Below are 21116 nucleotides of genomic sequence, written 5' to 3' on the forward strand. Positions count from 1 at the left end.
TTGAGAGTTTCGGTTCAAACCCCGGCCTCAGGCGGCGGCGGTCTTCTTCTTGGCGGGGCGGACAGTGACGTAGCTGCCCTTGGCACCGGGGACGGCACCGGAGATCAGGATCACACCGTCCTCAGGGCGCACGGCGACGACCTTGAGGTTCTGGGTGGTGCGTGGCACGTCGCCCATGTGTCCGGGCATCTTCTGGTTCTTCCAGACGCGGCCGGGGGTGGAGCGGCAACCGATGGCGCCGGTCCGGCGGTGCATCATCGATCCGTGGGTCATCTTGAGACCACCGAAGCCGTGGCGCTTCACTGCACCTTGGAAACCGCGGCCCTTGCTGGTGCCGATCACGTCGACCCACTGGCCGGCGGTGAAGGTGTCCAGACCGGTGTGCGTTTCCGGAGCGGCTTGGTCAGCCGGGAAGCGGAACTCCTGAATCAGATACTTCGGAGTGGAACCGTGCTTCTTGAAGTGGCCGAGCGAAGGCTTGTCCGTGCGGAACTCCTTCTTGTCGCCGTAGCCGACTTGAACAGCGGAGTAGCCGTCTTTTTCGAGGGTCTTCACCTGCAGGCAGGTGTTGCCGCTCACTTCGATGACGGTGACGGGGATCATGGCCTGGCTCTTCTCATCGAAGAGGCGGGTCATACCGAGCTTTTTGCCGAGAAGTCCGAGAGACATGGCGGTAGTCGATTTGAAAGTTGAGAACTAAATGCGAGATCCGTCAGGGACCTCAGATGCGGATGGCGATGTCGACACCGGCGGGAAGGTTGAGCTTCTTGAGCTCATCGACGGTGCGGGCGGTGGGATCGACGATGTCGAGCACGCGCTTGTGAGTGCGGATCTCGAACTGCTCGGCGGACTTCTTGTTAACGTGCACGGAGCGGTTCACGCTGAACTTCTCGATGCGGGTTGGAAGCGGGATGGGGCCAGCCACCTTGGCACCGGTGCGCTTGGCGGTTTCGACGATCTCCGCGGCGGAGCGGTCGATGGCGCGGTGATCGAAAGCGCGCAGGCGGATGCGGATCTTCTGGTTTTCCATGGCGGTGGATGTTGTTTGAGATGTTGGGTAAATCTTAGTGGCCGCGATCGTTGACGATCTGCGTGAGGACATTGGTCGGCACCTGCTCGAAGTGTGAGGGCGTCATCGAGTAGGAAGCGCGGCCGGAAGAAATGGTGCGGACGTCGGTCGAGTAGCCGAACATTTCCTTGAGCGGGACATTCGCCTTGATGACGGCGAGCTTGCCCTTGGTTTCCAGGTTCTGGATCTGACCGCGGCGGCGGTTCAGGTCGCCCATCACGTCGCCCTGGTAGTCATCCGGAGTGGAGACTTCCACGGCCATGATCGGCTCGAGGAGGATGGCCTTCGCCTTCTTGAAGGCGTCCTTCATGGCGAAGATGGCGGCCATCGTGAAGGCGTTCTCGTTCGAGTCCACTTCGTGGAACGAACCGCCGAGCACATCGACGTGCACATCGATCACCGGGTAGCCGGCGATGATGCCATTGGTCATGGACTCGCGCACGCCCTTGAAAACGGCATTGTGGAAATCCTTCGGGATTTCACCGCCCACGATCTTGTTTTCGATCGTGAGGCCCTTGCCCTTTTCGTTCGGACGGACGGAGAGGCGAACGTGGCCGTATTGGCCGCGGCCACCGGATTGCTTGACCAGCTTGCCGTCACCATTGGCTTCGCCGGTGATGGTTTCGCGGTAAGCGATCTGGGGAGCGCCGGTATTGGCCTCCACCTTGAACTCGCGCTTCAGGCGATCGACGATGATCTCCAGGTGGAGCTCGCCCATGCCGGAGATGATGGTCTGACCGGTTTCCTCGTCGGTCTTGACCTGGAAGGTGGGATCCTCTTCCGACAGGCGGGCCAATGCGAGGGCCAGCTTTTCTTGGTCGGCTTTGGTTTTTGGCTCAACCGCCATGGAAATGACGGGATCCGGGAAAGTGGGAGGTTCGAGAACGACGTCGTAGCCTTCTTTGGCCAAGGTGTCACCGGTGGTGACGTTTTTGATCCCGACCATCGCGGCGATGTCGCCGGCATAGCAGGCATCGATGTCTTTATGCTCGTCTGCCTGGATCTGGATCAAGCGACCGACTCGCTCGGAGCGGCGGGTTCGCGGGTTGTAGACCGTGTCGCCCTTCTTGATGACACCGGAATAGACGCGGAAGAAGACGAGCTTGCCGACGAATTTGTCCGCCCAGAGTTTGAAGGCGAGCGAGCAGAACTTCTCGTTGTCGCTCGTGTGGACCTCGATCTTCTCTTCCTCGTTGTCCGGGTTCATGCCGACGGCTGCCGGGATGTCGAGCGGACTCGGGAGATAATCGACGACGGCGTCGATGAGGTACTGGACGCCCTTGTTCTTGAAGGCGGAACCACCGGCGACAGGCACCAGCTTGTTCGCGATCGTGGCGCGGCGGATCGCCTGCTTCAGCTCTTCCGTCGAGATCGGCTCCTCCATGAGGAACTTCTCGCCGAGAACGTCATCCACATCAGCCACGGCGCTCACCAGTTCGGAGTAGGCCTCCTCAGCCAGATCCTTCTGGTCGGCGCTGAGTTCGCGGACCTCGTAGGTCGAGCCGAACTTGTCGTCGTCGTTGAAGTGGACTTCCTTCTGGTTGACCACGTCGATCTGACCGGTGAGGTAATCCTCGGCACCGATCGGGATCAGGATGCGCACGGCATTCGCTCCGAGCTTGTCCTTCACCTCGTGGACGACGTTGTCGAAGTTCGCCCCGACACGGTCCATCTTGTTGACGAACACGATCCGCGGAACGTGATACTTGGTCGCCTGGCGCCAGACCGTTTCGGTCTGGGGCTGCACCCCGGCGACAGCGTCGAAAACGACGATCGCTCCATCGAGCACGCGCAGGGAGCGCTCGACCTCGGCCGTGAAGTCCACGTGGCCGGGGGTATCAATGATATTCACCCGCTGCTCCTGCTTCGGGAACAGCTTGGTCACGCCCTCCTCCTCGCGCTGGAACCACTTGGTGGTCACAGCGGCAGAGGTGATCGTGATGCCGCGCTCGCGCTCCTGCTCCATCCAATCGGTCGTGGCGGCACCATCGTGCACCTCGCCGATCTTATGGATCATCCCCGTGTAGAAGAGGATGCGTTCCGTGAGCGTCGTCTTCCCGGCGTCGATATGCGCCGCAATCCCAATGTTCCGCGTCCGCTCAAGCGGATACGGACGATCGGGACTGTTGACAGTGGAAGACATGGCGGAATGGGGAAGGAACTTCCCCTTGAATGATTTACCAGCGGAAGTGGGCGAAGGCGCGGTTGGCCTGGGCCATCTTGTGCACGTCGTCGCGCTTGCGGACGGACGAGCCTTGGTTGTTGGCGGCGTCCTTCAGCTCGTTCGAGAGAGCGACGTGCATCGGAGTGCCCTTGCGACCGCGGGCGTATCCGACGATCCAACGCAGGGCGAGGGACTCGGAACGATCCGGGTTCACTTCAAGCGGAACCTGGTAGGTAGCACCACCGACACGGCGGCTCTTCACTTCCACGCGTGGCTTGGCGTTCTCAATGGCGCGGGTGACGATCTCGAGCGGATCGACGGTATCGGCGCCTTCGCTCGCCTTGTCGATGGCGGCATAGACGATGCGTTCCGCGAGGGACCGCTTGCCGTCGATCATCACCTTCGAAATGAGGTGACCCACGAGGGAGCTGTCGTAGCGGGAGTCCCGGCGATCGGGCTTGTGGAAAGTGCGCTTGCGGCGTGACATGGTCGGAAAAGATTAAGGCTTTTTCGAAGCGGGATTACTTCTTACCGCCCTTGCCACCCTTGGCAGGAGCTGCGGGTTGGCCCGGCTTCGGACGCTTGGCGCCGTACTTCGAGCGGCTCTGGCGGCGCTTGTCGACGCCGAGGGTGTCGAGCGAACCACGGACGATGTGGTAGCGGACACCTGGAAGGTCTTTCACACGACCGCCACGGACGAGCACGATGGAGTGCTCCTGGAGGTTGTGGCCTTCACCGCCGATGTAGGCGATGACTTCGTAGCCGTTGGTCAGGCGGACCTTCGCCACTTTCCGGAGAGCCGAGTTCGGCTTCTTCGGCGTGCGGGTCATGACCTGAAGGCAGACGCCGCGGCGCTGCGGGCAATTGCTCATCGCCGGAGACTTCGATTTCTCGATCGGAGTCTGTCGTCCTTTCCGGACGAGCTGATTGATGGTCGGCATGGGATTCCTGCGTGGTTCGGTGTTCGCTGGATGCGTCGCCGGACAAGGAAGCGAGCGAAAAATCCCTCGCAGGAGCCTTTTGTCCGGAGCTGCACCCGATAGTGTTTGGAGAATGAAGCCATCCGCGTGGCAATGAATGCCGGTAGGCGGGTGGCGATGTGGGGCGGCGAATCTAGGGATCGAAGGTCACCTGACAAGTCCTATTTCGGAAAAATTTTACGACCTGAAGACCCTTCGGAAGGTCAAATTTTTTAAGTTCTCAAAGCGCCTTCGAACACAACCTAATCTACTGAAAATCAGTCATATCGCCAACGCCGCGGCGAGCCTCTCTCTTCGATCTTCCCGCTTTCCTCACCCATTTCCCGAGGCCATCCCACCTTCCGAAAAAGAATTCCGTCTCCATTTTCTGCTCCCAAACCGAGGCCCTGACACGGGTGGTGGGGGAAATCCACCCGCGGGGGGAAGTTCATGGCTTGGGGTCTCAGACCAACGCAGCCGCGACCCGCTCCATCGCTGCCTTTTCCTTATCGCTCACCTTTTTCCCGCCGAATCCGAGGAAGCCGCCTTCCTTGCTGGCCTCGGCGACATTCCGGGCGACGTCATTGACCAGCCGCCGGAAGGTGTCCACCTCGGCCGGGGCCTTGGTTTTCATCACCGCGGTCCCGTGGCGGATGGTTTCCACCAGCTGGTCCTCGGCTTCGACCTCCCGCTTCAGCTCTTCCGCCTCGTGCGAGGTCAGGCCGCCGCCGAAGACGGTCCCGAGCAGGGAAATCGGTGCCACGTCCTTCAGCAGCTCCACGCTGACCTGGTGGGCGGCCTTCATTTCGTCCATCGAGCCCTTGATGCCGGACGGCGAGGCCTTCGCGACCAGACAGTAGGCTGCCATCGGCGCGATGTGGATTTCTTCCAGCTCCTCGGGCGTGAAGCGGGAACGGACGGCCTCCGCCTGATCCCCCACCGTCATGGCCAGGCGGACGAGACCGGCGACCTCGGCATTGGCGGGATCTTTTTGGAACTCGTCATTCCCCGCCTGGAGCATCCGGGCGAAGCCAGTGGCGTCCAGCCCCTGCTCTTTCGCGGTCTTGGCGAAATGCTGGCCGACCATCGGGACAATCATCCCGGCGAGCGGCGTGAGGTCGAAGCCCAGCTTCTTGCTGAGCGCCGAGACCATCGAGTTCACCCCGCCGCCGAACATCGACTGCATCTTGTCCGCCGCGGTCATGTCGGGGATGTTCCCCTTGAAGGCCGACGCCAGTGAGGAAAGCAGTCCGGGCTCTTCTTTCTGTGGCAGGGCTTGGAAAGCGGCCGCTGCCCCTGCGGGCGTGGCAACCTTGCGAGCCATGCTTCCGACGGCCAGGGCACTGAGGATCTTCATTGCCTTGTCGACCAACCCGGCATCAACGCCGAGGAACTTCGCCAGCTTGCCGGCGATCTCCGGTGTCACGAGCCCACCGAGCGATTTCACGAGGGAGTCCATAATAGTGGATTTCATTCGCGGTTGAATTGCCCACAAACGGCCCCACGCAGGACCTCCCTTTTGCGAGCATCGGCCGCGATATCTCCCCGAGATATCAAAGTCCACTCAATCCGGGATCAGATCTCGCAAACAGGATCGGGAAGATTCCAATCACTGCGGAGGCCTGCTGACGACGCGCTTGATTTAAGGACTCGTGCCGCCAACTTTGCGCCGATGACGCTCCGTGGCGGTTTTTTGGTCATGCTTCCCCTGATCGCAACGATCACAGGATGCGCAACGGACCCTGCCAAGGAACGCCCGATTCTCCGCTTCTACGAGCAAGCCCGGAAAAGGGCCAAGACGGGGGATACCCGCAGCCCGGTGGATTTGACCGGCCTGCAGATCACGGACGGCGCGCTGCCTGGCTGTCCGAGGTATCCCACCTTTGAGGAAAGCGCCTTGATCGTGAGCGACCCGGAAGACCGGCAGGCCGTGCAGATCATCGTGAATCCCCGGGTCAGCGGGTCCTTTCTGGATCCTGCGAAAAAGGACGAGGCGTTCCTTCGCGAGATGAGGGCAGAGCAAGAACGGAGCTTGCGACAATCCCGCTACACGGGCGTTTATCTGCTGGCGAGACCGTGAAACCGGAGATCGCGAAAAGGCTTCTCCGGGCATCTTGGTAGCAGAGGGCGGATTTGAACCGCCGACCAAAGGCTTATGAGTCCTCTGCTCTACCCCTGAGCTACTCTGCCGTTACCAAGTGCTGCCCTCGCGGGCGGGCGGAGGCTCTAGCGCCGCCCGGCGCTACTGTCCATCGAAAAATCGTCTGCTTGCAGCACGTATTCCCGGTGCCAATTTGCCGCCTCCATGAAGCCACTCCAATTGCTCGCCGCCATTGTCGCTCCCATCGGTCTCGCCATTGCCGCTGCCGGGGCCGAGCCCATCGATGTCGGAGCCGCCCTGCCGACCATCACCGCGAAGAATCAGGACGGCCAGGAAGTGAAACTCGCCGAGGCCGGTGCCGGCGGCTTCACCCTCGTCTACTTCTACCCGAAGGCGGATACCCCCGGCTGCACCAAGCAGGCCTGCTCGCTCCGCGACGCCTACGCCACCCTCACCGACAAAAAGGTGAAGGTCTTCGGCGTCAGCATGGACGACGTGGCGGCCCAGAAGGCCTTCCAAGAGAAATACAAGCTCCCCTTCCCGCTCCTCGCCGACAAGGAAGCCAAGGTCGCCGACGCCTTCGGGGTGCCCCACGCCGCGGGTTTCGCGAAACGCCAGGCCTTCCTCTTCAAGGACGGCAAGCTGGTCTGGCGCGATCTCGCCGCAGCCACCGACCAACAGGCGGCTGACGTGCTGAAGCAGATCGAAAAGTAAGGCAAGCGGCCCTCCATGAAAGAGTTCGCTGCCCCTTGGGGCCTCACTCTGCGCTGGAGTTCATTCGGACTGGTGGCTTTCGCCATTTTGATCTCCGCGGCCACGGCGTTGCTGCCCAGGGGCATTCCGGCATCCGGCGCGTGGCTCGCAGCCGGGAGCATTCCGCTGATCTTGCTGTGCTGCCTGCCATTCGTGGTCCGCAGCTACACGATCGCCGGCGATGAATTGCTCATCCGCCGGCTGCTCTGGACCACCCGCCTGCCGCTCGCGGGCTTGAAATCGGCCGAAGCCCTGCCGCGGGCCATGAGCGGCAGCCTCCGGACCTGCGGCAATGGCGGCGGCTTCTCCTTCACCGGCTGGTACTGGAGCAAGGCGCTCGGAAGCTACCGCGCCTTCGTCACCGACCTGAATCGCACCGTGGTGCTGCGTTTCGAAAAACGCACCGTGGTCGTCTCGCCCGCCGAGCCGGAGGATTTCGTGCGACAGCTCGCCCCTCAGCCATCGTAGGCCGCCTTGAGCGCCGCGATATCGAGCTTCTTCATCCCCATCATGGCGGACATCGCTCGCTTGGCACCCTCGCCCTGCTCGCCACCGAACAACTCCCCGAGCATCGACGGCACGATCTGCCACGAGAGCCCGAAGCGGTCCGCCAGCCAGCCGCATTGCTTCGCCTCGGGCGCTCCGCCCTCGCCGAGCTTATCCCAGTAGTGGTCGATCTCCTCCTGCGTGTCGCATCCGACGACGAACGACACCGCACAGCTAAACTGAAAGCTCGGCCCGCCGTTGAGCGCGGTGAATTTCTGCCCATCGAGCTCGAAGGACACCACCATCACCGAGCCCGGCGGCCGCCCGTGCTGCTCCTGCCCCGCCTCACTGTAGCGCGAAATCGCGAGGATCTTCGAATTCGGAAAGACGCTGCAGTAGAAATTTGCGGCTTCTTCGGCCTGGGTGTCGAACCAAAGGAAAGGGCTGATATTGGTTTTCATGAGCGGTGGTCGGATGGGGTCTTCTTCCTCCCAACGAACCGCAACCCGGTTTCAGGACACGGACAGCGGTTTCTCCCTCCCGCCGGGTAGCGCAACTTCGGCTGGGAACCAAGCCGCCGAGCAGATAGAAGGTCAGCCGCTTCCCTCCCATGCCGCGCATCGACTTTCTCCGCTTCGCCTCCAAGCCACCGGTCTCCACTGGCAGCGAGCCTACGCCGCGCTCGTCCCCTCCCGATGAAGACGGACGCCTCACTGCCATGGCCAAGGGCGTGAACGACGTGCTCAACTACTACATCCAGGTCACCGACACCAAGGCCTCCATCTTCATCGCTGGCAGCGTCGCCGCGGCTTCGTTCCTCCTGACCAAGTTCCCCGACACGATGCTGGCACGCGCCCTCTATTTCGTCGGTGCCGGCGGCCTCGGCATGGGCCTGGTGCTCGCCACCTTCGTCGTGCTGCCACGGCTTCCCGCCCGCAGCGGCGGCGGCAGCGTCTTCTGGGGCGACATCGCCGGCTGCTCCTGCGCGGCAGAATACTGCGGCCGCTTCGGCAAATCCGCCGGCGCCGGCCTGCTCGATGAAGAATACAGCGCGCTCAACTACCACACCTCTCGCATCCTCAAGCAAAAGATCCGCGTCCTCCGCGCCGGGATCCTCTGCTTCCTCGGCGGCGTGATCGCGGCACTAGCGCAGTATCTGCTGCACGGGTGAAGCGGCTGCCTGCCATCCGGTTCAAATCGTGAATCTGGCGGGCGCGAACCGCGCACCGGCAATGGCACAGCCGGTGTTGTGGAAAGCGACGCCTCCATGCAGGCGATCCCGGAATGGCAGATGCGTATGACCGAAGTAGCAATGCTCGGTCACCTCTTTCCAGCCGGGCACGGCACGATCAAGATGCCATGTCAGGCGTTCGAGCGTCGTGCGCGGCCGGAAATGCGCGCGATGCGCCATCCACGTGATCCCAAGCCGGTCGGCGACGCGATATCCTTGGCCTAGCCACGCCGCGCGAGGCCGATCGTTTCTCCAGACCTCGCGATAGCGACCGAGCCCGGCAGCATCCATCCGCTGGTGGGCACAGTCACCATGGACGAAGAGATGCGAGCCGAGCTGCAGGTGCGTCTCATGCCACCTCAGCGAAGGACATGCCTCCACCAAGTCACCCAAGCGCCGGGTGAACGCATCCAGACAATCGTGATTCCCGCAAATGAAATGCACCGCAGCTCGCGGATGAGCTGCGGCAAACAGGCGGAGCCAATCGAGTGCCACCTCCACCGATCTCTCTTCATTACCAAAGTGGCTCCAGCGGAAATCGAAGGTGTCGCCATTAAACACGATGACATCAGCCGCGGCCAAATCATCACGAATCGAAGCAAGCCGCTGCTCTCCGACCGAACGGACCGAGAGAAGATGCAGATCCGAAATGACGATTCCGAGACCCATCGCGATTCCGATAAGCGCTTACCGTCCGCCCGGCTTCAAAGGCCGATCACGATCTTCTTCGGAACGAAAACGATATCGCCAGGCTCGAGCTTAGCTTCCGCATGGTCCTTCTTCCTCAGATTGCAAACATACCTGTTCCGTCCCCGGATCACTTCAATGCGTGTCACCGCGCCAAACACGGTCGGCTTGGCTGAGTTGATGCATTCGGAGAGCGAGCCAGCCGGGAGATCGCCCTGATGGTCGACCTGACCCATAACGTGCACCTTCCCGGCTTTCGCGAGCTTCCCGGCATCCGCCTTCACCTCGGTGACCCTGACCTTTCCAATCAGATCCGGATAAGCCCTCTCCAGGGCAGGAACCATCTGCTCCACCTTGACGTCGCGAAGCTCCTTGGAGCCGCTGATCGGCTGGAGGGAAACGAGCCCTTCGTTTCCCTGGACAAGCAGATACGTCCCCTCCGGTGCTGCGCCCTCGGTGGATGCGACATGCACCAAGAAGACCCCGCCTCCTTGCACGCAGGGAGTCAAAAGCGCCACCAACGCCATGATCATGCATCTTATCATGCCTAGCATCGTCACCAGCATCACCGCGGATTCAAGTTCGATCAATCCCCCGCCGAAGAAGTCTCGGAGCCTCAATTCCCTTCAAAGCGGCGGCTTCAAGCCCCGCAGCGAAATCACCCGGGCTTTCTCCTTCCCCATGAGAATGCTGGCCCCGTAACAAATCGCCGGCTTGGCCTCTCCGAAGCGGATCCGCTGCATGTCCGCACTCCACAGATCGAGGTAGGAGCAGTTCACCGATCCTCCGTTGAAGGGAAGATACCGTTGCTCCACCATCACCGCGAACCAAGGCATCCCGGGAAGCGGCACGATCCTTCCGCCGTTGGGTGCCAACTCGGAAAGGCGCCGCGTATTCAGATCCAAGGCGAAGAGCCCCAGCCCGTCCGTGCTTCCCCGGTGTTGCCTCAGGAACGCGACCTGAAGCGGAGCAGTCTCCCAGAAGGGACTGCCTTGCAGCACCAGAATGCCGTCTTCACCCCCGCCGAAGACATCGTGATCTTCGTTCGCTTCCTGCTCATGGGGAACCTTCCCCGAAGGCAAGGGCCCGCTCCAAAACTCCTCTTCCCCGGCAGGACGCTTGGGCGCAAATACCGGCAGCGTCTCGACCAGCACTTCGCCATCCACGCCTTGGGTCCGCAGAAACGCCTGCTTCGGGAAATACTCCGGATCCGCCGGGTCCGGCTCCTTGCGGGCGTCCTTCAGGACCAGGGAGAACCTACCGGAAGCCGCCTTGTATTCGAGATCGCCCGGCTTCGCCGCAGTCTCCAGCCGCTCTTCTCCGTCGCTCTGGACGACGAACTTGGGAAAGCCGAACGACTCCGGCTCGGCGAACGTCTTCGCGTGCCATTCAGGCGCAGCCTTCAAAGTCCGGTCCGAGCTGCCATCCACCGAAACCATCCGCCACTCCACGCCCTTTCCCTTCGTGCGCTGGTACACCACCGAGCGTCCGTCGGGAGAAAACACCGGATCGAAGTCCTGTCCGGACTCGTCCTTGGTCAGGTGCCGCAGGAAGCCCCCATTTCCATCGAAGAGATCGAGATGTGAATGGCTCACTCCTTCCTCTTTGAAATAGCGGATGGCCACCACCACCTGCGTTGGAGACTCCTCCGCCTCCGCTGTCAAAAAGGCGACCACGGAAAGCAAAACGGACAACCGGAGCAGCAGGCTCATGGAATGGCACAACGCGAAATGACGGTGAAGCCTATCACCATCATTCAGGGATCCGGCATGCCGGCCGCTTCCGCGGCCCGCCGTATCAATCCCCGCTCTTCAGCACCTTGATGAAGGCATCCTGCGGGATGTTCACCTTGCCGATGGCCTTCATCTTCTTCTTACCTTCCTTCTGCTTCTCCAGCAGCTTGCGCTTACGGGAAATGTCACCGCCGTAGCACTTGGCGGTCACGTCCTTGCGCATGGCGGAGATGCTTTCGCGGGCGATGATCTTGCCACCGATGCAGGCCTGGATGGCGACGACGAAGAGCTGGTTCGGAATGACTTCCTTCAGGCGCGCGGCAAGCGCACGCCCGTAGCCCTCGGCCTTGTCACGGTGCACGATTGTGGCGAAGGCCTCGATCGGGTCGCCCGCGATCAGCATTTCCATCTTCACCATGTTCGCAGCGCGGTAGCCGGCGTGCTCGTAGTCCATCGAGCCGTAGCCCCGGGTGCAGGACTTCAGCCGGTCGTTGAAATCGACGAGGATCTCAGCCAGCGGCAGCAGGCAGGTGAGCATCACGCGGGTATCGTCGATCGTCTCCGTGTTCGTGACCTCGCCGCGTTTCTCCATCACCAGCGACATGATGTCGCCGATGTAGTCACCGGGGATCATGATGAAGACCTTCACCAGCGGCTCGCGGACTTCCGCGATGGTCTGCTGCTCGGGGAAGAACGAAGGATTGTCCACGATCACCTCGTCACCGTTCGTCTTCGTGACCTGATAGATCACGGACGGGTAGGTGGAGATCACGTCCATGTTGAACTCGCGGCGCAGGCGCTCCTGGATGATCTCCATGTGGAGCAGGCCGAGGAACCCGCAGCGGAAGCCGAAGCCCAGCGCGATCGAGCTTTCCGACATGTAGGTGAAGGCGGCATCGTTGATCTGCAGCTTCGCCATCGCCGTCTTGAGCGACTCGTAGTCGGAGGCATCGATCGGGTAGATGCCGGAGAAGACCATCGGCTGGATCTCCTTGTAGCCCGGCAGGGCTTCCGGGCAGGGGTGGGTGTTATCGGTGAGCGTGTCGCCGATCTTCGCCTCGTCCGCGGACTTCATGTTCGCGATCACGTAGCCGACGTCGCCGGCCACCAGTTTTTCGCGAGCATTCATCTTCGGGGTGAAGACACCCACTTCCTTGACCTCGTAGGTCTTGTTCGTGGCGAAAAGTTTCACCCGCTGGCCCTTCTTCACCGTGCCGGAGAAGACGCGGACGTAGGAGACGACACCGCGGTAGGTATCGTAGATCGAATCGAAAACCGTGGCGCGCAGCAGCTTGTCCGGGTTCTCCGTCGGTGCCGGCACACGTTTGACGACGGCTTCCAGGATGTCCTCGATGCCGATGCCCTGCTTGGCGGAGGCGGGAATCGCGTCCTCCCCGGGGATGGCGAGGATGTCCTCCAGCTGCTTGCGGCACTTTTCGACGTCGGCGGCGGGCAGGTCGATCTTGTTGAGGACCGGGATGATCGTGAGGTTCTGCTGAAGCGCCAGGTGGAGGTTCGCGACGGTCTGCGCCTCCACGCCTTGGGCGGCGTCGATCATCAGGATGGCTCCCTCGCAGGCGGCGAGCGAGCGGGCGACCTCATAGGAGAAATCGACGTGGCCGGGGGTATCCAGCAGGTTGAGCTTGTACGTCTTCCCGTCCTTGGCCGTGTAGGTCATGGCGACCGGGTGGGACTTGATCGTGATTCCCTTTTCCCGCTCCAGGTCCATCGCATCGAGCAGCTGGGCCTGCTGGTCGCGCTCAGCCACGGTATTCGTGGCGGCCATCAGCCGGTCTGAAAGCGTGGTCTTCCCGTGGTCGATGTGGGCGATGATCGAGAAATTGCGGGTCAGGGATGTAGGCATGGCTGGTTGGGAAATGTCCGGCAGGCGGCGCGCGCGGATGGAAAACAGGGATTTACACCGAACGCACGGAAAAAGAAAGGGATGGGACTACGGGTGTGGCCCTATGAACACAGGGAGATTGCGGAAGCGGCGGCCTCTCTGATAGTGGCTTGAAAGTGACCCAGCGCTACGAGATCGAGGAAATGCTGTCCCAGGACGCCTACGGCGTGGCCTTCCGCGCCCGGGACCGCGAGGAGAAGCGCGATGTGGTGCTGCGGCGCTTTTTCCCGAACGGCCGCGACGGCGGTGGACTCAAGCCAGAGGAACAGCCGCCCTTTCTCGAAGCCGTCGGAAAGCTGAAAGAGCTGAAACTAAAGGAGCTGCGCAAGACCTTCGACGGCGGCTGCGACCCCGTGGACGGGATTCCCTTTCTCGTCACCGACTGGGTGGGTGGCGACACGCTGGGCTCCTTTACCCAGGGAAAGTCCCTCGAGGCGGCCTCGGTGAAGGACATCGTGGAGGTCGCGCTGAAGGCCTCTCAGGAAATCTCCCGCGTGCTCGGCCACGAGATGCTGTGGGTCGGCTGCAGCGAGGATTCTCTGATCATTCCGGAATCCGGGCGCGGCATCACCTTCTGGGTCGAGCCGCTGGCGTCGCTCAATTTCCGCGGACTACAGCCCCTCGCGGAGCTCGCCGAGCGCCTGATGGGATGGAAGGGCAAGCCCGCCAAGCACGACTCCGACGGCGACGGCCTGGCCGGTTGGATCCGCCAGATCCGCGCCAATCCCAAGGCCTGGTCGCTCGCCCAAGCGCTTGAAGCCCTCCACAAGCCCGTCTCTGCCGCAACTCCTCCTGCCGCCGCCGTGGCCCAGCCTCAGCGCAGTTCCTCATCCTCGGCGAAACCGGTGAAGCCCGCTTCCGTCACCCAACCTGCCACCGCGACAAAGCCCGCGGCTGCCACTGCCGCAGCGACAAAATCCGCAACCGCCACGAAATCCGCCGCCACGAAGCAGGCGAAAGGCGGAGCAACCCGGAAGGGAGCAGCTCCAGCCAAGCGCCCCCAAAAGTCTTTCAACTGGCCGCTGGCAGTCGTCGTGATTCTTCTGCTGCTCGGCGGCGGTGGCTTCGCCGCGTGGAAAACCGGCAAGCTGGATGGCCTGCTCACCAAGTTCCAAAGCCCGAAAACTCCCCCTCCTCCCACCCGTGAGGAAATGATCGAACAGCTGCGGGCGAAAACGATGGCTGCTCCCGCCAAAGGCGCCGCCGCCGACTCATCGGCAAAGGCAGAAGCCGCGCCGAAGCCCGCAGAGCCTCCCAAGCCGGCCAAGTAAGCTGCACGTCTCCCAACGCGAGGACAGCAAGGTCCCTTTCTCCTGACGCCTCTTTGACCCCGATCACCGCTCCCCTCGCCTCCCTCGATTTCCTCGGGGCCAAGGAAGTCATCTCGCTCGCTTCCGCCGGTCTTCACGTCGCGGGCGACCTGCTCGATTGGCTGCCGCGCCGTTACGAAGACCGGCGGCGCTTCGATGCCTTCCCCGCCGCACCCGGCGGACCAGCCATCTGCGTCCGCGGCAAGGTCGTCGATACCCGCAACCGCTTCGGCCCGCGTGCCCGCTTCTACGAGGCCGTCGTCGAGGACACCCGCAGCTCGGGCATGGGCACCGCCACCATCACCTGCCGGTGGTTCAATATGCCCTTCCTGAAGAACGTCATCGCCGCGGGTCAGGAAGTCATCCTCCACGGCAAGCCAAAGGATTTCCAAGGCAGGATCTACATCGACCATCCCGACTTCGAGGTCATCCGCGACGACGGCGGCCCATCCATCCACCTCGAGCGCATCGTACCCATCTACCGCAATGTCTCCGGCATTGCCCAGCGGCGGCTCAGGGAAATCCAGCACCAGTTGTTAGAGAGGATCGATCCCGCCTCGCTCGGCTCGCCCTACGATGTCGATCCGACCTACCCGCGCGCCGAGGCCTTCCGCGAAGTGCACTTCCCCGAAGCCATCGAGCAGGCCGAGGCCGCACGCCGCCGCTTTGCCCTCGAAGAGTTCTTCGCCGTGCAGCTCAATGTCGTCTGGCGACGCGCCCGCATTCACGATCACAAAGGCCGCGTGCAGGGAACCAAGACGACCTTGCTAAAGCGCTTCTACGAAAGCCTGCCCTTCGACCTCACCGGCGCGCAGAAGCGCTCGATCAAGGAAATCGTCGCCGACCTCCGCTCCCCGCGCCCCATGAATCGCCTGCTGCAAGGCGACGTCGGCAGCGGCAAGACCTTCGTCGCCATGGCCTCGATGCTGCTGGCCATCGACTCCGGCGCCCAGGCCGCGCTGATGGCGCCCACCCAGATCCTCGCCGAGCAGCACTACCTCACCTTCAAGCGCTGGCTCGAGCCACTCGGCGTCCGAGTCCTCCTGCGCACCGCCGCGAAGGAGCAAAGCACCCACCTTCCCCTCGATGGCGAGGCCCAGGTGCTCATCGGCACCCACGCCCTGCTCTACGACAAGGTCGCCTTCACTGACCTCGGCCTCGTGGTCATCGATGAACAGCACAAGTTCGGCGTCTCCCAGCGCTCGCGTCTCATCGATCAAGGTACGATGCCCGACGTACTTGTCATGACCGCCACCCCGATCCCGCGGACCTTGACCATGACCATCTACGGCGACCTCGACGTCTCCATCCTCGACGAGCGCCCCGCCGGCCGCGGCAAGATGGTCACCGCCCTCCGCACCGCCGCGAAGCAGACTGACATCACGAAATTCGTGAAGGAACAGCTCGCCACCGGTCGCCAAGCCTACCTCGTCTATCCACTCGTCGAGGAAAGCGAAGCGCTCAAGGCCGAGTCCGCCACCGAGGCCTTCGAGAAATGGCAAAAGCGCCTTTCCGGGCACTCCGTCGGCCTCGTCCACGGCAAGCTTTCCCCCGAGGAAAAGGAAGACGTGATGCGCCGCTTCCGCGATGGCGAGATCCACGCGCTCGTCGCCACCACCGTCATCGAAGTCGGCGTCGATGTCCCGAATGCCAACCTCATGATCATCCACCACGCCGAGCGCTTCGGCCTGGCCCAGCTTCACCAGCTCCGCGGACGCATCGGCCGCGGCGAGCACAAGAGCTACTGCATCCTGCTCACCGACGGCAAAAGCGCCGACGCCATGGAGAAACTCGCCGTCATGGAAAAGACCTCGGACGGCTTCGTCATCGCCGAGGAAGACCTCCGCCTCCGCGGCCCCGGCGACGTCCTCGGCACCATGCAAAGCGGCCTCGGCGACCTCAGGTTCCCCGACTTCCTCGCCGATACCGCCCTGCTTCGCGAAGCCCGTGCCCTGGCGGACCAGGTCATCGCCGAAGATCCGTCACTTGCCGCGCTTCACGCGTCCCTGCGTTCCCTGATTCAGGAAAACCCTGTCGCTTCTTCCCAACGCGGGTGACCTGACCCCATGAAGACCTTCGTCATCGGTGACATCCACGGCTACCTCCGCGCTCTCGATGCGCTCCTTGATGCCGTGCCCTTCGGCCCGGACGACCTCCTTCTCTTCCTCGGCGACTACGTGGACAAGGGCCCTGACACCAAGGGCGTGCTCGATCGGTTGGCAAACTTCTCATCCCGCCCAAACACCGTCTTCCTGCGCGGCAATCACGACCAGATGCTGCTCGATGCCCATCTTGATCCGGACAAGTATTCCATCTGGGAAAGCCTGGCCGGAGACGATCCCCTCGCCAGCTACGGCTCGGGGGATTCCAGCGAACTCATCGAGCAAATCCCGGAAAGCCACTGGCACTTCCTCGCACAAACGTGCGTCGATTTTCTCGAAGACGAGCGCTTCATTTTCGTTCACGCGGGCATTCGCTCCCATCTCTCCCCGCAAGAAGAAGACACCGATCATCTGCACTGGCTGACGCTCTCCATGGCCCAGCCTCACTTCAGCCACCGCACCGTCATCTGCGGGCACTCCGCCCAGGCATCGGGAATCATTGCCGACCTCGGTCACACGATTTGCATCGATACCGGCATCTCGAAGGGGAAGTTCCTGACCTGTCTTGAATTAGGCAGCTTCCATTACTGGCAATCGTCGCCGGAGGGTCGGATCCAAGACGGGCTCCTCCGCGCGAAGCCATAAAAGGGCCGCCCGGAGCTCCGGCTTCAAAGGCGCGGAAACTTATTCTCTCGCATCCGACCTCGTCGCGGACTACAGCGCCCCGACAGCCTCTTCATCCGGAGCGCTCGACCATTGCTTCCTGTGAAGATCACGCTCAATACCACCTCCATTCCGGAGAACCGTCGGCCCCAGGTCGAAACGGTGGTGAAGTCCTTTGCCAAGGCCACCGAAATCATCTGGCTGCCCAGCCGCTTCCCGCGCTTCGTGATGCTGGTGGAGCCGGGGTCCGACAAGGAAGTCCAGCCGGAAGCCGGATCCATCTTCGAGTCGCCAAATTCGGGCTCGCGCTCGCTGGCCTCGGTCACCGAGTTTCTCGAAGACAAGATCAAGGCATGCCTCGCCGGGCCGCCGGATGCGGGGTAAGGGGTCCGCGTTTCGGGATATTCTTTGACTCACCTTGGCATGGGCCTACGGTGTTTTGTTTCGTAGGCAGCCACCGGGCTGCTTGTCGGTGTTCTTGAAAAGCACCGCTGCCCTGGAGAGCGCGAGATCGTTTCGAATTTCGCGCCATGAAAATTTCCCAGCCGACCCGTCATATTGCCTTCATTGGCAACTACACGCCGCGGCGATGCGGCATCGCCACCTTCACCGCGGATATCTGCGAGGCCATCGCCACCGAATTTCCCGAGGCGAGCTGCTTCGCCGGAGCGGTGAATGACCGGCCGGAAGGCTACGACTACCCCTCGCGCGTCCGCTTTGAAATCGATCAGGATGATCCGGAGTCCTACACCAGGGCCGCCGAATTCCTGCACATCAACAACGTGGAGGTCGTCTCGGTGCAGCATGAATTCGGCATCTACGGCGGCCCGGCGGGATCCCATCTGATCGGATTCCTGACCCAGCTGAAGAAGCCGGTCGTGACCACGCTGCACACGGTCCTGAAGTCGCCGGACGCCGCGCAACGCGAAGTGATGACCCGGCTGGACGAACTCTCGGAGCGATTCGTCGTGATGGCGGAGCGCGGCCAGCGGCTGCTGGTGGAGGTCTATGGAATCGACCCCGGGAAGATCGACCTGATTCCCCACGGGGTGATCGACATGCCCTTCGTGGATTCGAATTTCTACAAGGACATCTTCGACGCCGAGGGCAAGACCGTGCTCCTGACCTTCGGCCTGCTCTCGCCGAACAAGGGCATCGAAACCGCCATCGAAGCGCTGCCAGCGATCCTGGCCGAGCACCCGGACGTCGTTTACCTGATCGTGGGAGCCACCCATCCCCACCTCCTCGCCACGCAGGGCGAGGCCTATCGCGAGAGCCTCGAAGCACTCGCCATCAAACTCGGCGTCGAGAAGCAGGTGATCTTCCACAACCGCTTCGTCTCGATGGACGAGCTGAAGGAATTCATCGGCGGCTCGGACATCTATCTCACCCCGTATCGCAACGAGGCGCAGATCACGTCCGGGACGCTTGCCTACACCTTCGGAGCCGGAAAGGCGATCATCTCCACCCCCTATTGGCACGCCCAGGAGCTGCTCGCCGAGGAACGCGGGATATTGGTGCCCTTTGCCGACGCAGGGGCCATCGCGGCGGCGGTGAATGATCTGTTAGAGCATCCGACACGGATGACGGCGATGCGCAAGCGGGCGTGGAAGGAAGGCCGCAAGATGACATGGCCTGAGGTCGCACGGCGCTACATGGAAAGCTTCGACCGCGCCCGCGCGGGCCTGAGCGTTCCGATCGCCACGGTGACGGATGACGTCACCTATCCGATCCCCGCCCCCAAGCTCGACCATCTATTCCGGATGACCGACCACACCGGCATCTTCCAGCACGCGATCTACAGCGTGCCGAACTACCATGAGGCCTACTGCACCGACGACAATGCGCGGGCCTTCATCTACACCGTCTTCCACGAGGTGGAGCATGGACCCGATCCTGCAATCGACCGGCTGGCCAGCAGCTACCTCGCATTCCTGTGGTATGCCTTTGACGCGAACACGCGCCGCTTCCGGAACTTCATGAGCCACGAGCGGCATTGGCTGGAAAGCAATGGCTCCGAAGACAGTCACGCCCGCGCCCTGTGGGCGGTCGGCACGGCGCTCGGGCACTCGCAGAATGAAGGCTTCCGCAATCTCTCCGCACTGCTCTTCCAACGCGGGCTCGAGCCGGTGAAACGCTTCAGCTCACCACGCGCCTGGGCTTTCACCCTGGTGGCGATCCACGAGTACCTGCGCGCCTTCTCCGGCGACCGCGCCGTGGCAAAGATGCAGCGGCTCCTCGTCGCGCGCCTGGTGGGACTCTTCCAAGCGAACTCGTCTCCCGGCTGGCTGTGGTTCGAGCGCGTCGCGACCTACGACAATGCCAAGCTGTCCCATGCACTGATCCTGTCCGGCCAGCATCCCGCGATCGAGACCGGCCTCATCTCGCTGAAATGGCTGCTCGACGAGCAGACCGGCGACGGCGGCCAATTCTCGCCCATCGGCTGCCACGGATTCTGGCCCCAGGGGGCGGAAAAGGCGCGCTTCGACCAACAGCCGGTGGAAGCCCACGCCATGGTCTCCGCCTGCATGGCCGCCTTCGATGTCACCGGCGAGCAAATCTGGGCCGACCACGCGCACCGCTGCTTCGAGTGGTTCCTCGGGCGCAATGACCTCGGCGTCTCCCTCTACGACCCGGGCACCGGCGGCTGCCGCGATGCCTTGCTGCGCGACCACATCAACCAAAACCAAGGAGCGGAATCCACACTCGCCTTCCATCTCTCGCGTTCCGAGCTCACCCGGCGCGCTCACGGCCTCGCGCCGTGAATAACCTGACCCAACCCCAACCAACCGAAACCATGGGCGACAAATCCCCGAAATCGAAACAGAAGCAGCAGACGCAGAAGCAGCACAAGGATGATGCGGCCGGACAGGCCAAGCAACGCCAGGCTGATGCCAGCCGCGAGGCACGTGGCGGCGCACCGCCGAAAAAGAAGTAGCGGCTGCGCACGAAAAAGGCGGCACCCCGCAAGGAGTGCCGCCGTGAAATTCGATCGCGTGAGGCGTCTCAATAGCGACGGCCGCCGCCCGAAGGCTTGCCGCCACCACCACCGTAGCCGCCGCCACCGCCGCCGCCACCACCATAGCCGCCGCGGCTACCACCACCTCCGCCGCCGCCACCGCGTTCTTCGCGGGCTTGGGCTTCGTTGACCTTGAGCTTGCGGCCGCCGAGATCGTAGCCGTCGAAGGCCTTGATGGCATTGGTCATCTCGGAGCTCGAACCCATCGTTACGAACGCGAAACCGCGCGGCTGGCCGCTTTCACGATCCACCGGAAGGTGGACGTCGGTCACTTGGCCTTGCTGGGAAAACAGGTCCTGGATCTCCTGCTTGGTCGTCTGAAACGACAGGTTGCCTACGTACATTTTCATCATCGTCCGTTGACTGCCGCATCACGATTCTGTCCGAGACTGTTCCCGTGGATCGGGTTTCAGACCGCCACCGAATCCGCGAGACTCGCCTGACGATACTCCAGGCCTTGATCTTGCCATGGCGGGAACCAACCCAAGAGCCTAGGCGAGGATTTCCCCACGGACGACAAGAATCTCGAAAATCCACGGAAACCCCGGCAGAGCGAGTGACGGCACCCCCAAACCTCATCTCCGGCCCATCGACCGAGGATTGACGTTGCGCCCGCGGCAGCATGGCATGTCGCCCATGAAATCCACCCGTCTCCTTTTCCTCCCCGCCGCCCTCCTGCTCGCCGCCGGCTGCGCCGCTCCCGAACCCCCGGTCGACCCGAACAAGAAGAACTTCTTCGTGGACGTCGAATTCACCGTAGATCGCGACGGCCGGACCAAGGACGCCAAGATCATTGCCACCGACGCCCCCAAGCAACTCCAGCAGACCGCCCTGGCCGACGTGAGCCGCTACCGCTCCGAACCCTCCGTGGACGTCAGCCGGGGCCGCCGCCGGATCGAATACAACATCGACTGATTCGCGGCGGCGTTTCAGGCT

23 protein-coding genes and 1 tRNA gene are annotated in these 21116 nt (G+C 62.5%); 11 read left to right on the forward strand and 13 right to left on the reverse strand.

All coding sequences use genetic code 11. The features are described 5' to 3' along the window. Positions 1-27 precede the first annotated feature (27 nt). The 6 genes from rplC to WKV53_RS09290 form a co-directional block, all read right to left on the reverse strand. On the reverse strand, positions 28-669 hold the full coding sequence (gene rplC / locus WKV53_RS09265) for a 50S ribosomal protein L3 (protein WP_341404290.1): 642 nt from the start codon (positions 667-669) through the stop codon (positions 28-30). Between the two features lie 52 nt (positions 670-721). Further along, positions 722-1030 carry a 30S ribosomal protein S10 gene (rpsJ, locus tag WKV53_RS09270; RefSeq protein WP_035611700.1) on the reverse strand — a complete coding sequence of 103 codons (309 nt, stop codon included), beginning with the start codon at positions 1028-1030 and terminating at the stop codon, positions 722-724. A 34-nt stretch (positions 1031-1064) separates the two neighbouring features. Continuing rightward, positions 1065-3212 carry an elongation factor G gene (fusA, locus tag WKV53_RS09275; protein ID WP_341404291.1) on the reverse strand — a complete coding sequence of 716 codons (2148 nt, stop codon included), beginning with the start codon at positions 3210-3212 and terminating at the stop codon, positions 1065-1067. Positions 3213-3246: 34 nt separating this feature from the next. After that, a complete protein-coding gene (gene rpsG / locus WKV53_RS09280; RefSeq protein WP_341404292.1) occupies positions 3247-3720 on the reverse strand; it encodes a 30S ribosomal protein S7 in 474 nt (157 codons plus the stop codon). A gap of 34 nt (positions 3721-3754) precedes the next feature. Beyond that, complete coding sequence (rpsL, locus tag WKV53_RS09285) at positions 3755-4174, reverse strand: 30S ribosomal protein S12 (protein ID WP_341404293.1); 420 nt, start codon at positions 4172-4174, stop codon at positions 3755-3757. Positions 4175-4655: 481 nt separating this feature from the next. Continuing rightward, positions 4656-5666: a DUF937 domain-containing protein gene (locus WKV53_RS09290; protein ID WP_341404294.1), complete on the reverse strand. Its 1011-nt coding sequence runs from the start codon at positions 5664-5666 to the stop codon at positions 4656-4658. Between the two features lie 225 nt (positions 5667-5891). On the opposite strand from WKV53_RS09290, the gene WKV53_RS09295 reads away from it, so the two are divergent. Beyond that, on the forward strand, positions 5892-6272 hold the full coding sequence (locus WKV53_RS09295) for a hypothetical protein (RefSeq protein WP_341404295.1): 381 nt from the start codon (positions 5892-5894) through the stop codon (positions 6270-6272). A 35-nt stretch (positions 6273-6307) separates the two neighbouring features. On the opposite strand, the gene WKV53_RS09300 is transcribed toward WKV53_RS09295, so the two are convergent. Next, a tRNA-Met gene (locus WKV53_RS09300) sits at positions 6308-6382 on the reverse strand. A gap of 115 nt (positions 6383-6497) precedes the next feature. Here WKV53_RS09300 and WKV53_RS09305 point away from each other — a divergent pair. Beyond that, positions 6498-7007: a peroxiredoxin gene (locus tag WKV53_RS09305; protein WP_341404296.1), complete on the forward strand. Its 510-nt coding sequence runs from the start codon at positions 6498-6500 to the stop codon at positions 7005-7007. Between the two features lie 15 nt (positions 7008-7022). Further along, positions 7023-7514 (forward strand): PH domain-containing protein, encoded by a 492-nt coding sequence (locus WKV53_RS09310; RefSeq protein ID WP_341404297.1) that lies wholly within the window; start codon positions 7023-7025, stop codon positions 7512-7514. On the opposite strand, the gene WKV53_RS09315 is transcribed toward WKV53_RS09310, so the two are convergent. After that, entirely contained in the window at positions 7502-7993 is a 492-nt protein-coding gene (locus tag WKV53_RS09315; protein ID WP_341404298.1) for a VOC family protein, read from the reverse strand. The genes WKV53_RS09310 and WKV53_RS09315 overlap by 13 nt on opposite strands. Before the next feature lie 149 nt (positions 7994-8142). Between WKV53_RS09315 and WKV53_RS09320 the strand changes: the two genes are divergently transcribed. Continuing rightward, entirely contained in the window at positions 8143-8703 is a 561-nt protein-coding gene (locus WKV53_RS09320; protein WP_341404299.1) for a Pycsar system effector family protein, read from the forward strand. Between the two features lie 21 nt (positions 8704-8724). Here WKV53_RS09320 and WKV53_RS09325 read toward each other — a convergent pair whose 3' ends face one another. The 4 genes from WKV53_RS09325 to lepA form a co-directional block, all read right to left on the reverse strand. Continuing rightward, on the reverse strand, positions 8725-9432 hold the full coding sequence (locus tag WKV53_RS09325; RefSeq protein ID WP_341404300.1) for a metallophosphoesterase: 708 nt from the start codon (positions 9430-9432) through the stop codon (positions 8725-8727). A gap of 35 nt (positions 9433-9467) precedes the next feature. Next, positions 9468-10019 carry a polysaccharide biosynthesis/export family protein gene (locus tag WKV53_RS09330; protein WP_341404301.1) on the reverse strand — a complete coding sequence of 184 codons (552 nt, stop codon included), beginning with the start codon at positions 10017-10019 and terminating at the stop codon, positions 9468-9470. A 57-nt stretch (positions 10020-10076) separates the two neighbouring features. Further along, a complete protein-coding gene (locus tag WKV53_RS09335) occupies positions 10077-11162 on the reverse strand; it encodes a TolB family protein (protein ID WP_341404302.1) in 1086 nt (361 codons plus the stop codon). Between the two features lie 85 nt (positions 11163-11247). Then, positions 11248-13047, reverse strand: coding sequence for a translation elongation factor 4 (lepA, locus tag WKV53_RS09340; RefSeq protein ID WP_341404303.1), 1800 nt, complete (start codon positions 13045-13047; stop codon positions 11248-11250). A 149-nt stretch (positions 13048-13196) separates the two neighbouring features. Here lepA and WKV53_RS09345 point away from each other — a divergent pair, with 149 nt between their 5' ends. The 6 genes from WKV53_RS09345 (at position 13197) to WKV53_RS09370 (ending at position 20099) form a co-directional block, all read left to right on the forward strand. Beyond that, entirely contained in the window at positions 13197-14357 is a 1161-nt protein-coding gene (locus WKV53_RS09345; RefSeq protein WP_341404304.1) for a serine/threonine-protein kinase, read from the forward strand. Next, positions 14300-16453 carry an ATP-dependent DNA helicase RecG gene (gene recG, locus WKV53_RS09350; RefSeq protein ID WP_341404681.1) on the forward strand — a complete coding sequence of 718 codons (2154 nt, stop codon included), beginning with the start codon at positions 14300-14302 and terminating at the stop codon, positions 16451-16453. The genes WKV53_RS09345 and recG overlap by 58 nt, the downstream gene beginning before the upstream one ends. Positions 16454-16462: 9 nt before the next feature. After that, positions 16463-17143, forward strand: coding sequence for a metallophosphoesterase family protein (locus WKV53_RS09355; RefSeq protein WP_341404305.1), 681 nt, complete (start codon positions 16463-16465; stop codon positions 17141-17143). A gap of 120 nt (positions 17144-17263) precedes the next feature. Further along, positions 17264-17545 (forward strand): hypothetical protein, encoded by a 282-nt coding sequence (locus WKV53_RS09360; RefSeq protein WP_341404306.1) that lies wholly within the window; start codon positions 17264-17266, stop codon positions 17543-17545. 146 nt (positions 17546-17691) lie between these two features. Continuing rightward, the gene (locus tag WKV53_RS09365; RefSeq protein ID WP_341404307.1) at positions 17692-19926 is read left to right on the forward strand and encodes a glycosyltransferase family 4 protein; all 2235 of its coding nucleotides are present in this window, start codon (positions 17692-17694) and stop codon (positions 19924-19926) included. 32 nt (positions 19927-19958) lie between these two features. Next, positions 19959-20099 carry a hypothetical protein gene (locus WKV53_RS09370; protein ID WP_341404308.1) on the forward strand — a complete coding sequence of 47 codons (141 nt, stop codon included), beginning with the start codon at positions 19959-19961 and terminating at the stop codon, positions 20097-20099. Positions 20100-20167: 68 nt separating this feature from the next. Here the strand turns inward: WKV53_RS09370 and WKV53_RS09375 are convergent, their stop codons facing one another. Next, positions 20168-20533 (reverse strand): RNA recognition motif domain-containing protein, encoded by a 366-nt coding sequence (locus WKV53_RS09375; protein WP_341404309.1) that lies wholly within the window; start codon positions 20531-20533, stop codon positions 20168-20170. Between the two features lie 283 nt (positions 20534-20816). Here WKV53_RS09375 and WKV53_RS09380 point away from each other — a divergent pair, with 283 nt between their 5' ends. After that, positions 20817-21095, forward strand: a complete 279-nt coding sequence (locus tag WKV53_RS09380; protein ID WP_341404310.1) for an energy transducer TonB — start codon at positions 20817-20819, stop codon at positions 21093-21095. Positions 21096-21116: the final 21 nt, after the last annotated feature.

This window comes from Luteolibacter sp. Y139, assembly GCF_038066715.1.
Lineage (GTDB): Bacteria > Verrucomicrobiota > Verrucomicrobiia > Verrucomicrobiales > Akkermansiaceae > Haloferula > Haloferula soli.

What these genes read in the sequence shown, in the direction of transcription:
- rplC (WP_341404290.1), bottom strand. Translation starts at nt 669, where the DNA reads ATGTCTCTCGGACTTCTCGGCAAAAAGCTCGGTATGACCCGCCTCTTC.
- rpsJ (WP_035611700.1), bottom strand. Translation starts at nt 1,030, where the DNA reads ATGGAAAACCAGAAGATCCGCATCCGCCTGCGCGCTTTCGATCACCGC.
- fusA (WP_341404291.1), bottom strand. Translation starts at nt 3,212, where the DNA reads ATGTCTTCCACTGTCAACAGTCCCGATCGTCCGTATCCGCTTGAGCGG.
- rpsG (WP_341404292.1), bottom strand. Translation starts at nt 3,720, where the DNA reads ATGTCACGCCGCAAGCGCACTTTCCACAAGCCCGATCGCCGGGACTCC.
- rpsL (WP_341404293.1), bottom strand. Translation starts at nt 4,174, where the DNA reads ATGCCGACCATCAATCAGCTCGTCCGGAAAGGACGACAGACTCCGATC.
- WKV53_RS09290 (WP_341404294.1), bottom strand. Translation starts at nt 5,666, where the DNA reads ATGAAATCCACTATTATGGACTCCCTCGTGAAATCGCTCGGTGGGCTC.
- WKV53_RS09295 (WP_341404295.1), top strand. Translation starts at nt 5,892, where the DNA reads ATGCTTCCCCTGATCGCAACGATCACAGGATGCGCAACGGACCCTGCC.
- WKV53_RS09305 (WP_341404296.1), top strand. Translation starts at nt 6,498, where the DNA reads ATGAAGCCACTCCAATTGCTCGCCGCCATTGTCGCTCCCATCGGTCTC.
- WKV53_RS09310 (WP_341404297.1), top strand. Translation starts at nt 7,023, where the DNA reads ATGAAAGAGTTCGCTGCCCCTTGGGGCCTCACTCTGCGCTGGAGTTCA.
- WKV53_RS09315 (WP_341404298.1), bottom strand. Translation starts at nt 7,993, where the DNA reads ATGAAAACCAATATCAGCCCTTTCCTTTGGTTCGACACCCAGGCCGAA.
- WKV53_RS09320 (WP_341404299.1), top strand. Translation starts at nt 8,143, where the DNA reads ATGCCGCGCATCGACTTTCTCCGCTTCGCCTCCAAGCCACCGGTCTCC.
- WKV53_RS09325 (WP_341404300.1), bottom strand. Translation starts at nt 9,432, where the DNA reads ATGGGTCTCGGAATCGTCATTTCGGATCTGCATCTTCTCTCGGTCCGT.
- WKV53_RS09335 (WP_341404302.1), bottom strand. Translation starts at nt 11,162, where the DNA reads ATGAGCCTGCTGCTCCGGTTGTCCGTTTTGCTTTCCGTGGTCGCCTTT.
- lepA (WP_341404303.1), bottom strand. Translation starts at nt 13,047, where the DNA reads ATGCCTACATCCCTGACCCGCAATTTCTCGATCATCGCCCACATCGAC.
- WKV53_RS09355 (WP_341404305.1), top strand. Translation starts at nt 16,463, where the DNA reads ATGAAGACCTTCGTCATCGGTGACATCCACGGCTACCTCCGCGCTCTC.
- WKV53_RS09365 (WP_341404307.1), top strand. Translation starts at nt 17,692, where the DNA reads ATGAAAATTTCCCAGCCGACCCGTCATATTGCCTTCATTGGCAACTAC.
- WKV53_RS09370 (WP_341404308.1), top strand. Translation starts at nt 19,959, where the DNA reads ATGGGCGACAAATCCCCGAAATCGAAACAGAAGCAGCAGACGCAGAAG.
- WKV53_RS09375 (WP_341404309.1), bottom strand. Translation starts at nt 20,533, where the DNA reads ATGATGAAAATGTACGTAGGCAACCTGTCGTTTCAGACGACCAAGCAG.
- WKV53_RS09380 (WP_341404310.1), top strand. Translation starts at nt 20,817, where the DNA reads ATGAAATCCACCCGTCTCCTTTTCCTCCCCGCCGCCCTCCTGCTCGCC.